Consider the following 228-nt stretch of genomic DNA (forward strand, 5'->3'; position numbering starts at 1 on the left):
ATTGTAGTTCAGCAGCGAGAAATAGATCGTCATCACAAGCGGGACGATCATCCACGCAAACAGCAGCAGCACGGAGGGCGCAATCATCAGGCGCGCGGCGGAGCGGGTATGTAACGTTGCCATGGCAATCACCGATCTGGACGGAAGCGGGGAGCGGCCGCAAGGCAGCTTTGTTTGAAAAAAGAGGCCGCCGATGCAGTTCGGGCAATCGGCGACCCAGAGGGGCGG

The 228-nt window shown here is 59.6% G+C and carries 1 pseudogene; it reads right to left on the reverse strand.

The features are described from left to right. A pseudogene (locus AF337_RS41775) lies at positions 1-168 on the reverse strand (sugar ABC transporter permease); the annotation flags it as partial. Positions 169-228 lie beyond the last annotated feature (60 nt).

Source organism: Rhizobium ecuadorense (assembly GCF_001187535.1).
In the GTDB taxonomy this organism is placed as follows: domain Bacteria; phylum Pseudomonadota; class Alphaproteobacteria; order Rhizobiales; family Rhizobiaceae; genus Rhizobium; species Rhizobium ecuadorense.